The following is an 11,979-nucleotide window of genomic DNA, read 5'->3' as shown; positions in this document are numbered from 1 at the left end:
TAACAATCAATTTATATATGGAATTAATCAATTATTCATATAAAGAGGACACTATTCATGCAACTTTCTACTGCCAAGTTTGGCTTAAGCTGCTTAGCATTGACACTAGCATCGGGCGCACTGTTCGCTTGTAGTAGCGAGGTGTCGAATACAAATGCAAGCGCCACGACCAGTGTGTCTAGCAAAAATGCAGATACCGTCATGCCTTCGGTACAACCGTCTTATTTTTTGAGTGATGGCTTGGTTGAGCCTATTAGTAAGGTGTCATGCTCATTGTCAGATGGCAGCACTAGTGAATGCTATAAAATCGTTACCGAAAATAAGCCAAGTGACGTTGGTATGGGGCCGTGGTGTCCGAGCAATATTTCAGACGATGCCTCAAAAGGTGGGATTTGGCTAGAAGGCGGCGAAGTCCATGATGTTGATGGCGAATTCGTTAAAAACTTAGCAGAGTTCTATGGCGACAGTAATTGGAATATGTATAACAAAACTACTGGAAAAATCATGAAAACCTCAACGCTTGAGGAGTGTGTGGCCGCAGCAGATCCTAGAGTTGGCCCAGAATTCCGTAATTATTGCGTTGAGTGCTTGCCAGAGTACGTAGAAGACTTGACCGATACTTTCTTTATTCCGGTCACACCAAAAGCCGCAGCCAGTATTACTGAGTTCGGTGGTCCAGGCCCTCAGGCTAGAGGCCCATCGGTGCGCGGTATTGCTTTTAATGGCGTACGTTTTGATGCGCCAGCACCTGTCAGTAATATCTTAGGCGCTTATACGCTTGCGCCATTTGACGACGCTGGTGGGCATATCAACTCTCATGAAGGTTACCACTATCATGCTGCTACTGGTCTAACGACTAAGATTGAACAAGACGACGGTCATGCACCAATGATTGGCTATGCACTTGATGGTTATGGTATATACGCCAATACCGATGCAGAGGGTAATGAATATACCGATCTGGATGAAGCTCGCGGGCATTATGATGACGTGAGAGGGTATCATTACCATGTGGACAAAGCAGGCAATAATAACTTCATCGACGGACTGCGTGGTGTGTATGCGGAAGACTAGTTTGTCATCAACGACGTTTGCGTGCTTGGCTGCATTTGGACTGAGTATCGCGAGCGTCAATGCGACTGCCCACAATCCCAATACCTCGACTTTTATACTGTCGAAAGCGGCTGATGGTAACTACTCTGTGCGCCTAGATGGTGCTTTAACTGGAGTAGAGGCGCAAATTAACGAAACGTACTCGCCGGATGCGTACAAAACGGCGGAGGAGTTTCAGCAGTTAGCCAATGAGCACTTTATTAAATCATTGACCTTATCTATCAATGACCAGCCCATTAAGGTAGTAAACCCTAATGTACAGCTGGGTCACGGCACGCAGTTCTCTGCCGAGGCGCAAGGTATTGGCGATACGGTTGAATCTATTGATTTGACCAATACGTTCTTTAAAGACTTGCATGGCAACCGAATGACGGTCGTATTGCTGTCTGACCAATTTCCAAAGACGCAATATACGCTTAGTGATAGCAATCAGCATCAGCTAAGTCTAAAGTTGGTTGATGGTAAATGGCAACAAAATAACAGCGATGCACTGCCGATGACAAATGATGCTCAGCCGCACACTCATCATGAAAGTGGTCAAGAGGGACACTCTCATGATGAAGGCAGCCATGACGAAGATGGCCATGATGCAGATTCCCATGACGTAGATAATCATTCGCATGAATCTGCTGATGATCTAGCACTAGATAGTGTTTTAGATGATGATAAAATAAAATTAGCAAGCACGCCGACATTGGCTGCAGCAGACAAGAGCTTGTTTGGTTCTGTTTATGTGTTAGGCATTGGTGCTGTGATAGCATTGCTAATAGGTGCAAGGTGGTTTTTTAAGAAAAAACAGTAAGAGCATGAATCGTTATATAGTCAGCGAACTACTAAACCGCTACGGTGTTACCCTCCCTAGAGGTACGATATGTACAATCTGCGGTCGGCTGCCTTGTAGCTGTTTTAAACTTCTTTGACTATAGCTGATAAGCTCTGTTGACTGATTACAGGTCTATCATTTGTCTTTGAGTAATGATATCACCCAGCGCTGCAACGCATCTTCATGATAACGTGGGTATGATGCCAGGTTTTGAGCCAGTACCAAGGGCGCTAGTGGGCAAAGCGTTCGAGCGTTCAGTAGATGGTTTTATTACTGGTGAAGTGATTGTTGTTGACGCTTAATTGCCGTTGATCAAACAGGCTTTAAATAAGATCTCATGTTGAGGGCTTATCAGATAATTACTTTACCCAAAAGTCAGCTTACTAATAAGCTGACTTTTTTGTTTTCTGCTACCGCCTTTGTTCAGATCGAGGATGCGCCCTAGCCATGTTAAACAAACCCACTGTATGTATAGATATTTAAAATATTTCGCTTAAGTTCATACTTATTAGCTTTTATATAATATAATATTAGAAAATATTTAAACTTAATAGTGTTTATCACATTCAATGCAGGCATCATATGAATAGGATGGAAAAATGAAACTTACTTCGTTAAAAATAGGCCTGACTATCGCTACGATGGCAGCGATGGCTTATACGCTGAGCGCTTGTAGTAATGACAAAACGGCTACCGTAAGCAATAACTCTGAACTGCCATCAACGAGTACCTACAAGGGAACGGCTTCTGTCTCACAGGGCAAGGCGAGTATCGATGTACCCTCACTGTACGACTGTAAAAAGGGTAGAAACGCACCCGTTGGTCATATCGAGAGTGCCGATGGTAAGACTTGGACCGTGCCAGCAGAGGTTAGTTTTACGGATAGCAAATTTCCATTTGCTGGTGACCTAAACAATCCTTGCACTGGCGTGAGTTATTCGTCAGCCCAAGAAGCACGTGAGGCCTTGGATACTTCTGACATTATCGAGATTGACGCGGATGGTGAAGTAGTGACTGCATATGTTTTTGCAGATAACTATTTTGAGATGTATATTAATGGCGTTCCAGTAGGCAAAGACACTGTTCCTTTCACTCAGTTCAACTCAAACATTCTGCAATTTAAGGTGAAGCAGCCCTTTACCGTGGCGATGAAACTGGTCGATTGGGAAGAAAATAGCGGCATCGGCTCAGAAGACAATCAAGGTCATGCCTATCATCCGGGTGATGGCGGCATGGTTGCAGTATTTAAAGATGCTAATGATAAAATCATCGCCAAAACGGATGACAGCTGGAAAGCACAAACTTTCTATAGTGCACCAATTCGTGACCTTAGCTGTGCGACAGAGCAGGGCGCATTACGTCTAACCTCAGAATGCTCAACTGAGGGACTTGAGGAAGGCTCGCTGGACTACGCCCTACATTGGGAGCTGCCTAAAAATTGGTACGCTCAAGATTTTGACGATAGTGCTTGGCCGAAGGCAACACTATTTACCAATGATGAAATTGGAGTAAATAATAAGTCGGCCTATACTGACTTTTCAGATATATTCGATGACGTAGATGATGATGCACGTTTTATCTGGTCAACCAATGTTATTTTGGATAATGAAGTGCTTGTGCGCCATACTGTCAATTAATCTTAACCGATCTGTATAGCCGTTCCACTATAAAAGTATGACAGCGTTAACCTTGCTTGAAGCATCACATATACATCTATAATCGGTTGCCTTGTACTACTTTTAAATTGAATCGACTATATGTAGCAGTAGTAGCAATAAAAAACCAGCCTATAGAGGTTGGTTTTTTTGTCTTCGTTATATCTTATAAAAAGTGATTTGTTATACTTTATATAATTTAATCCATCAATTACGCCTCAGCGACTATTAACCTTTTAGCATATTTCAAGGCTATTTAATTGAACACTGTGTCTACACATCTTTTGTCTACGACTCGTGTGCCATCGAAATCAACACGTTTTAGACATCTATGTCTTGCGTTATCCATATTTTATCTGCTTTATAATGTGACGACTTTGTACAGTGTTTCATTATATGAGGTAGCGCCTTCGAGCATTCATAATTTGGCCACGCCGTTCGATAGCGCAATACCTTTCATTCCAGCTATGATTGTTCCTTATAGCTGGTCGTTGATTTTATTTGTTGTCAGCTTTTTTTTAGTACGGACATCCACGCAATTATCCTTATTGAGCTATCGCCTAATCTTAGCGACCATCTTTGCCTGTTTGATCTTCTATTTTTATCCTGCTCGTTTCTCATTCAATCGGCTGCCACCTAATGATTGGACGCAGTTCGGCTATCAGTTTTTACAGTTGGTGGACAAGCCATTTAATCAATTGCCATCTTTGCATGTCAGTTATGCCATTTTGCTTGGGGTGTCGTTGTGGGATGTAGTAGCGTCTAAAAAACAGTGGATTTCAGTCACTTATCGACTGTTGCTTACTGGTATATGTACATTGATAGCACTTTCAACGGTGTTGACGTATCAACATCATTTGCTAGACATGCTAGGCGGGGCAGTATTGGCCGTTTTGGTGCTTATGCTCTCGAACAGAATCCGTAACGCACTGGTCATCAAGTATCTGGCAGTGGGTAGTATCGGGTTTTTGTTGATAGCGATAGGAGGGTTTTACTTTGCCAATATGAGTATGAGAGTGTCTGAAGTTGTAGAAAACTTAGCCATTATTATTGCTGCATACTGGCTGATCAGTTTTACAATGTTGGCCTGTGCTTATCAACAGGCCAAACCATTACGGGATATGCATTGGTTTCAAAAGTCCAATAGTGGACGACTCACCTTATATACTTGGATGAGGTTTGCGCCCATCATTATTATTTATAATGGTATGTCACTTTTTGGCCAGTGGTATTTTAAAGTTACCTCGCGAGGACAAATACATCTGCTCATACCATATGCGATTAATAACAGGGTCAAAGTTGTGGCTTCCCCTCGATTGAGGCAGGCTGATTTGCATAGCCACTTAGCATATTGGCTGTTTGGCTGCACTTCATTAGAGCGGTCAAGTTTGGCAGAAAAGTTGCCGCCCTCAGTTCATTATCAGATTATCGTCATTGATTTAGCCGCTGAGATATCTAGCCACGTTGATCATCTCGAAGTAGCTGCTAAAAATATGACGAGTACGCCTGTCCATTATTTGTATCTACCTTTATTAGACTTACAGCCATTAAGTGATGTATTGCTCAAAGATTATATTGACCTATTTAAGCGAATTGATGCTTTGACACAATCAGCTGAAACGCGAGCGATAACCGCTAATAATGAGAGTCGGGTAAAGGGTAGGCAGTTAAAAGATGGTCAGGCAAAGGATAGCCTCACCACGCTTATCAATTTCCATTGCGTGATGGGACTATCGCGTAGCATCGGTGTGCAGGTTTTATATTTATTATATTGTGGTACGCTAACCATTCATAGCTATCAATCGTGGATCGAGCAGCACTATCCACATGCGCACCTGACAGATACTTATCTGCCACAGTCATTGGTAGAAGCGGTGGCCAATTATAAATCTATCGAATATCTAACAACTCTTTAATGCATGTTGATATCAGTAGGTCTGCGCCTGCTAGCCTTAGTTTATCTACTATAGTGAAATCCATATAAACTATTTGCGAGTATCAGGCTCGCTTAGCCTACTTTGCTTTAACTAGGACCACTTTTTGTGCTGGATGTTTGTCTTTTGCGATTACCACTTGCTTGGCCTTAGGTTTCGCTTTAGCAACGACGACTTGCTTGGCTTTGGGTTTCGCTTTAACGACCACAACTTGCTTAGTTTGCTGTTTTGCTTTTTGCTTAGCCTCTATAGCATTTTTTTGTTTTTGCGTTAAATGATGCGTGTCTGGTTGAGGAGCCGCATTTGCTGTACCAATCGCGGCAAAACAAGTAGATACAGCAATTAGTGAGCTGATGGCGATATTTTTCAAGTTAAAGTTTTTCATAGTAAAGTCCTTTAGTGTCATTATAAGTAAGAGTATTTGGTGATTGAAGATAGATTAATAGAACGTCGCTCTATTGAATAAGTAAATAATAATAGATTGCGGTGTTACGTACTTTTATGAAAGTTAAAGAAAGGTGACTTTTTCTAGCAGATACTTAACCATCACCGCCATCGTGAGGGTTTTGTGCTAACGGCTGGCAAGCTAGCAATACTCTAGAGAAGATACTTACTCAAAATCATCAATTCATCTATCCGATAGAGGCTTAATACATTCTGGGAAGCTTATTAGTTGCGATATTAATCGACTGTATTATCCATGGATTGTGATACGAATAACGTATGCTGTGATGGTAATAGGCAATAAGGTAACTGACTGACCGTACGCTATCTAATACGTATTCGGATTATCATCTAGAGGTGACTCAGACAGAGTCCCGATAACGAGGCAAGTTTTAGAAGAGTACTAACTGATGGTACTTAATATACAGCTTTCATTATCCCAGCCTACATTGCTACCCAAGCAGCGGAAACTGATAAATAGTGGCGTATACAAAGGTCGTGATCAGTACCGCAACGATGCTGCACCACACCATATACCGCTGAGGCGCTGACCATGCGATGCGCCAATTTATTTTGCCCTGTGCAGTCAGCCATTCCATCATACTAATGGCAATCGTCAGCCATAATGTCCCCACCAAAAACCCACCCATCACATCGCTCAGATAATGCTCATTTAGCACAATTCTGCTCAGGCCAATCAGTAGGCACAATAAAATAGTGAGCGATAATATCCGCACTTGGCGGACAAAGTGCGTGCTAAAACGAATCGCTATATAAGCGAAGAACCCATACAGCGCAATGCTGACGGTGGCATGACCGCTGGGAAAAGAGTAAGTGTGCTCCATCAGCAAAATGTCTATCGGTCGTGCCCGATGAAAGGCCATTTTGCTCAAAAACGTAAAGGCGGTACTGCCGATGGTTGAGATCAGCAGACCGACCAAAACATATGGCTGACGCACGACCGCGCAGAGGATAGCCGTCAGTAGAATGATTAAGCAGGTAATCGGCGTAGAGCCTAAGCTGGTGATAAAAATAAATGCAGGTACGATGCTTGAGTCTTGTAGCACGCTCATATGCTGCGACACAAATAGATCGGTGGTGACGATAGAATCAGCGTTCACCACATCCTCGACCAAGCCTGCAAACAACGCCAAAATATATATATTCAAGAGTGTCAAAACGCTGAGTATCAAGCCAGAAAAGTGACCACGGGAAAAGCGCTGTGCTATAAAGCCAAATAGCGCTGGGTATTTATGCTGTAGGCGTACCATCAGTGGCAGGCGTGCAATATGTCCGCGCAGCCAAAGCTCACCACGAGAAATCAAACCCAATAGGCGCTTGCCATAGCGAATCAGCAAATGCTGTATCAGCCATAATAACGACATCATTAAAATAAGCACCATGCCCAAACTGATTAGCTGAGGGTATTGTTCAATGAGAGCAATCATGGATAGCTTATTCCTTTTATCGTGTCTAATACTGCACTGAATAGTATGCTTATCACCGCGCTTAGTACAGTGATTGAAGAGATACAGCGATCGAAGATATAGGTGATTTATTCGACAGCGCCTAGTACAGCCAATTGGCTGATACTGTTAGTCAAGTCTATATAAATCCGCTACATCGTCATCCTCGCTAAGCATAATAATGTATAACTTGCACTCGGTTTTCTTGTATCGAAATTATATTGAACTGACTATATCAAACCTTGCTGTGACTACTGTCTTAATTTTTACAGTATGTCGTTATTTGAGAGTTTTGCGCCATTTATTACTGTTTTTGCGGAAGCTTTTATAAGACATTAGGTCTAAAAACATAAAGTATAAAAAACAGCATGATAAATGACTATCAAAGCTGTTACCTTTAGCAATCATCTCTTCTGTAATCAAATAGACGGCATCAATAAATAACTCATGAACCTATTTACATTAAAACTGACGGCTCAAAAACCCTCTACTCAAAAATCCCTCATTAGCCTAGCGTTTAGCGTACTGATGACGACATTACTGATATCTGAAACTGCACAAGCGGCAAGCGCTAATGATCGCTTAGAACAGGAAGTTGATAAACAAGCCAAGCAGTTAATGGCGCAATATCAGATCCCCGGTATGGCCTTTGGGATTATCGTAGATGGCCAGTCACACTTTTATAATTATGGCTTATCTAACAAGCAGCGCAACCAGCCTGTGTCAGAGAACACAATCTTTGAGCTGGGTTCTGTGAGTAAGACCTTTGCTGCCACGTTGGCCAGTTATTCGGAATTAAATGGCACCTTATCACTCGATGATACGGCGGACAAATACATTCCCTATCTAAAAAATAGTACCATCGGCAGTACAAAACTCATCAGCTTGGGTACTTATAGCGCAGGTGGGTTACCGTTACAGGTGCCTGAAGAAATTGAAAATAATAAAGAGCTGTTGCGATATTATAAATCTTGGCAACCCAAATTTTCTGTCGACTCAACCCGCTTATATTCCAATACCAGTATCGGACTGTTTGGTTATATCTCTGCCTTAAGTATGCACGGTGACTATACCAAGCTCATAGAAAACACAGTGCTGCCATCACTCAAGATGACAAATACCTTTGTCGATGTCCCTGCGGACAAAATGGAGAATTATGCTTTTGGTTATAACTCGGCAGGCGAGCCAATCAGGGTCAATCCTGGAATACTTGATGCAGAAGCTTACGGCATCAAATCAACCAGTGCCGATATGACACGCTTCATGGCGGCGAATATGGGGCTGGTAACGGTAGACAGTCAGATGCAGCAAGCACTTGAGAACAATAGAAAGGGCTACTATCGAACCAAGCATTTTACGCAAGGGCTGGCTTGGGAGATGTATCCATTACCGACGACATTAGAACGGCTTGTTGAGGGTAATTCCACAGAAACTATCTTACAACCTCAGCAGATACAAGTGAATGAACCGCCCACCCCTGTGTTAGATGATGTGTGGGTCAACAAAACAGGGGCAACCAATGGCTTTGGCGCTTACATCGCTTATATCCCTACTAAAAGAACAGGCATTGTTATTTTGGCAAATAAAAACTATCCCAATACAGAACGGGTTAAGGTTGCATATACGATTTTAGACCGTGCGCTAAATGGTAGGGCGTTAAGCAAGTGATGTATAGCTATTAAGCCATTGCTCATGTGTCCTAAAGCAATGCTAATAGGCGGTTAAGTATCGTTATAGCAGACAAAGAATCAGATAGGTATGAATGCTTGGACGGTTTTTAAGGTTATTTGTTACCGTCTCTATCCTGTGTATTGGGAATCATTTATGCTCAGCATGGCTTATCAACAATAATAAGGAACAACAATGCGTATCACTGCCAACTTCGACGCAGGCAATATTGACGTCATTAATGTAGAAGATAAAAATAATATCCAATTGGCCATTCGTCCAGACGTCGGCGGCGAGTTTTTTCAATGGTTTAACTTTCGCCTATCAGGTCAGATTGGAGAGCAGTATATTCTCAATATCATGAATGCAGGGGAGGCATCCTACCTTGAAGGGTGGGAGAATTACCAAGCAGTTGCGTCTTATGACCGTCAGGAATGGTTCCGTGTGCCAACCTCTTATACAGATGGAACGTTAACCATAGCGGTTGAATTAGAATGTGACACCATCCAAATTGCGTATTTTGCTCCGTACAGTTATGAGCGTCACCAAGATCTGCTTGCGGCTGTACAGACCCATCCGCTCGTTACTTTAGAGCATTTAGGCGAAACGCTTGATAAGCGTGATTTAACCTTGGTTAAAATCGGTGATGATAGCAATAGTGATGTGAGTAAACGCAATATTTGGATCACGGCGCGTCAGCACCCAGGTGAGACGATGGCTGAATGGTTGGTCGAGGGTTTGTTATATGCCTTATTGGACAGCGATAATGCCACGGCTAAATCTTTACTGGACAAAGCGAATATTTATATCGTGCCCAATATGAATCCTGACGGTAGCGTGCGCGGGCATTTGCGTACTAATGCAGTAGGGACTAATCTAAACCGTGAATGGGAAAGCCCAAGCTTAGAGAAAAGCCCTGAAGTATTTCATGTGATTCGTAAAATGAAAGAAACCGGCGTTGATCTCTTTTATGATGTGCATGGTGACGAGGCATTGCCGTATGTGTTTTTGGCGGGATCACAAGGCACCCCAAGCTATAACGACAAATTGGCCACACTGCGAGATAGGTTTTCCGAGGTGTTAAAGCTGGCCAGTGCCGACTTTCAGTCTGAGGTAGGTTATGAGATAGATGCACCAAACACGGCCAATATGACAGTCGCAACGAACTGGGTGGCGGAGTATTTTGACTGCCTTGCCAATACCTTGGAGATGCCGTTCAAAGACAATGACAATCTGCCCGATGACGAGATGGGTTGGTCGCCAGAGCGTTCTATTAAATTAGGTGAGGCATCATTAGTGGCAATGCTTGCCGTTGTAGATGATTTGCGTTAATAAAAGCGTTAGCGGAAAGTCAGCTTATTTTAAGTCTTAAAAACCAAATGATGATGCAGCTATGATGTTTTAGCTAAAGCCACTAAAAAAGGGTTGTTCTGTCAAAATGTTGGCAGAACAACCCTTTAATCATTATGCATAAGCGGCAGTAATGATTTGCATGAGCAACAGCTCCTAAGCTTTAGCAAAAATAACCTCTTCGCTCAAGCGTGACTTGGATATTTTTGAATTAAAGTCATCCTCATGACGGTAGTCAAATGAGATGACGGCCATCGTAGAATAGCCTTTGCTACGCAGGTCAAACTCGTCATCAATTGCTTTTAAAACTATAGTCAAAGAAGTCTAAAACAGCTACAAGGCAGCCGACCGCAGATTGTACATATAGTACCTCTAGGGAGGGTAACACCGTAGCGGTTTAGTAGTTCGCTATGGTATCAATATTTAACAGACCAGCCTTCGAGTACGATTTTACCGTGAGCTTCTCTGTTCTCTAGCATTTGATGAGCGCGGCGTAAGTTACTAGCAGTAATAGCACCCAGCTCATGAGCCACCGTGGTTTTTAGCTTGCCGGCATCAATCATGGTGGCCACTTGATTTAACAAGCGATGCTGCTCAATCATATCAGGTGTAGTAAACATCGAGCGGGCAAACATAAATTCCCAATGTAGGCTCAAGCTTTTTAGTTTCAATGCGTTGGCATCTAGGGTTTTAGGGTCATCAATGAGCCCCAATTTGCCTTGAGGCTTTAGGCATTTGATGATTTCAGCGTAATGCTCTTCGGTGTTGTTAAGGCTCACCACGTAATCCACTTCAGTAATGCCTGTATTTTTTAGCTCGTCTGACAATGGATTGTGATGATTAATCACGTAATCTGCGCCTAGCGTTTTTAACCACTTGACGCTCTCATCTCGTGAGGCAGTACCAATAATGACGGCCTGCGTTCTGGTTTTTAGCAACTGAGTCATGATTGAACCTACGCCACCTGCTGCACCAACCACTAAAATAGTCGGACGGCTTTCAGTCGTTTTTGTATCATCAGAATTTTCGCTAGAGGCAACAGGCACTTGCAAACGATCAAACAACATCTCCCATGCTGTTATCGTCGTCAAGGGTAGGGCAGCAGCTTCAGAGAATGACAGTGATTCTGGCATACGTCCTACAATACGCTCATCAACCAATTGGTACTCGGCATTGCTGCCTGAGCGGGTCAAATCACCAGCGTAATAGACGCGGTCGCCTATTGAAAACAAGCTAACATCCTCGCCAACGGCAGTGACCACACCCGCAGCAGTGACCACACCCGCAGCATCCCAACCAATAACGGCAAACTCACCCTCTGCTGCAGGTCTTGCTTCACGGATTTTGTAATCGACAGGGTTGACCGAAATGGCTTTTACTTCGACCAAGACGTCACGGCCTGATGCCACTGGTGTGTCTATCGTGATGTCTTGTAGCGCCATCTCATTATCGATGGATAAGTTGTCTTGATAGCCGATTGCTTTCATAGTCGTAGTCCTAAATGTTTGTTTGTGGGTATGGAATAA

General features: G+C 43.0%; 11 protein-coding genes. 7 read left to right on the top strand and 4 right to left on the bottom strand.

The window, feature by feature from the left end:
• The first annotated feature begins 57 nt into the window (after nt 1-57).
• The 5 genes from IP510_RS13390 to IP510_RS13370 all read left to right on the top strand — a co-directional run bounded on the left by IP510_RS13390 (nt 58) and on the right by IP510_RS13370 (nt 5,507).
• Entirely contained in the window at nt 58-1,074 is a 1,017-nt protein-coding gene (locus tag IP510_RS13390; protein ID WP_194365322.1) for a YHYH protein, read from the top strand.
• Entirely contained in the window at nt 1,061-1,915 is an 855-nt protein-coding gene (locus tag IP510_RS13385; protein ID WP_194365321.1) for a hypothetical protein, read from the top strand. Before IP510_RS13390 ends, IP510_RS13385 begins: the two co-directional genes overlap by 14 nt.
• A gap of 173 nt (nt 1,916-2,088) precedes the next feature.
• Nucleotides 2,089-2,238 (top strand): hypothetical protein, encoded by a 150-nt coding sequence (locus IP510_RS13380; RefSeq protein ID WP_265087604.1) that lies wholly within the window; start codon nt 2,089-2,091, stop codon nt 2,236-2,238.
• A gap of 297 nt (nt 2,239-2,535) precedes the next feature.
• Nucleotides 2,536-3,573 (top strand): hypothetical protein, encoded by a 1,038-nt coding sequence (locus tag IP510_RS13375; RefSeq protein ID WP_227669786.1) that lies wholly within the window; start codon nt 2,536-2,538, stop codon nt 3,571-3,573.
• A 395-nt stretch (nt 3,574-3,968) separates the two neighbouring features.
• Nucleotides 3,969-5,507: a phosphatase PAP2/dual specificity phosphatase family protein gene (locus tag IP510_RS13370; RefSeq protein ID WP_194365320.1), complete on the top strand. Its 1,539-nt coding sequence runs from the start codon at nt 3,969-3,971 to the stop codon at nt 5,505-5,507.
• Between the two features lie 97 nt (nt 5,508-5,604).
• Here the strand turns inward: IP510_RS13370 and IP510_RS13365 are convergent, their stop codons facing one another.
• Together IP510_RS13365 and IP510_RS13360 are read right to left on the bottom strand one after the other, a co-directional pair.
• Nucleotides 5,605-5,910 carry a hypothetical protein gene (locus IP510_RS13365; protein ID WP_194365319.1) on the bottom strand — a complete coding sequence of 102 codons (306 nt, stop codon included), beginning with the start codon at nt 5,908-5,910 and terminating at the stop codon, nt 5,605-5,607.
• Nucleotides 5,911-6,421: 511 nt separating this feature from the next.
• Nucleotides 6,422-7,417 (bottom strand): phosphatase PAP2 family protein, encoded by a 996-nt coding sequence (locus IP510_RS13360; protein ID WP_194365318.1) that lies wholly within the window; start codon nt 7,415-7,417, stop codon nt 6,422-6,424.
• 465 nt (nt 7,418-7,882) lie between these two features.
• On the opposite strand from IP510_RS13360, the gene ampC reads away from it, so the two are divergent.
• Nucleotides 7,883-9,103, top strand: coding sequence for a class C beta-lactamase (ampC, locus tag IP510_RS13355; RefSeq protein ID WP_194365317.1), 1,221 nt, complete (start codon nt 7,883-7,885; stop codon nt 9,101-9,103).
• A gap of 195 nt (nt 9,104-9,298) precedes the next feature.
• Entirely contained in the window at nt 9,299-10,435 is a 1,137-nt protein-coding gene (locus tag IP510_RS13350; RefSeq protein ID WP_194365316.1) for a M14-type cytosolic carboxypeptidase, read from the top strand.
• A gap of 174 nt (nt 10,436-10,609) precedes the next feature.
• On the opposite strand, the gene IP510_RS13345 is transcribed toward IP510_RS13350, so the two are convergent.
• Both IP510_RS13345 and IP510_RS13340 read right to left on the bottom strand, forming a co-directional pair.
• Complete coding sequence (locus IP510_RS13345; RefSeq protein WP_227669785.1) at nt 10,610-10,771, bottom strand: oxygen-insensitive NAD(P)H nitroreductase; 162 nt, start codon at nt 10,769-10,771, stop codon at nt 10,610-10,612.
• A 98-nt stretch (nt 10,772-10,869) separates the two neighbouring features.
• The gene (locus IP510_RS13340; protein WP_194365315.1) at nt 10,870-11,940 is read right to left on the bottom strand and encodes a zinc-binding alcohol dehydrogenase family protein; all 1,071 of its coding nucleotides are present in this window, start codon (nt 11,938-11,940) and stop codon (nt 10,870-10,872) included.
• Nucleotides 11,941-11,979 lie beyond the last annotated feature (39 nt).

Origin of the sequence: Psychrobacter sp. NG254 (assembly GCF_015277735.1) — a bacterium.
Lineage (GTDB): Bacteria > Pseudomonadota > Gammaproteobacteria > Pseudomonadales > Moraxellaceae > Psychrobacter.
The sequence above is the reverse complement of the archived record's forward strand: the minus strand, read 5'-3'. Positions and strand labels throughout refer to the sequence as shown.

Coding starts and splice junctions, on each gene's coding strand:
- IP510_RS13390 (WP_194365322.1), top strand. CDS start 58: ATGCAACTTTCTACTGCCAAGTTTGGCTTAAGCTGCTTAGCATTGACA.
- IP510_RS13385 (WP_194365321.1), top strand. CDS start 1,061: ATGCGGAAGACTAGTTTGTCATCAACGACGTTTGCGTGCTTGGCTGCA.
- IP510_RS13380 (WP_265087604.1), top strand. CDS start 2,089: ATGATATCACCCAGCGCTGCAACGCATCTTCATGATAACGTGGGTATG.
- IP510_RS13375 (WP_227669786.1), top strand. CDS start 2,536: ATGAAACTTACTTCGTTAAAAATAGGCCTGACTATCGCTACGATGGCA.
- IP510_RS13365 (WP_194365319.1), bottom strand. CDS start 5,910: ATGAAAAACTTTAACTTGAAAAATATCGCCATCAGCTCACTAATTGCT.
- IP510_RS13360 (WP_194365318.1), bottom strand. CDS start 7,417: ATGATTGCTCTCATTGAACAATACCCTCAGCTAATCAGTTTGGGCATG.
- ampC (WP_194365317.1), top strand. CDS start 7,883: ATGAACCTATTTACATTAAAACTGACGGCTCAAAAACCCTCTACTCAA.
- IP510_RS13350 (WP_194365316.1), top strand. CDS start 9,299: ATGCGTATCACTGCCAACTTCGACGCAGGCAATATTGACGTCATTAAT.
- IP510_RS13340 (WP_194365315.1), bottom strand. CDS start 11,940: ATGAAAGCAATCGGCTATCAAGACAACTTATCCATCGATAATGAGATG.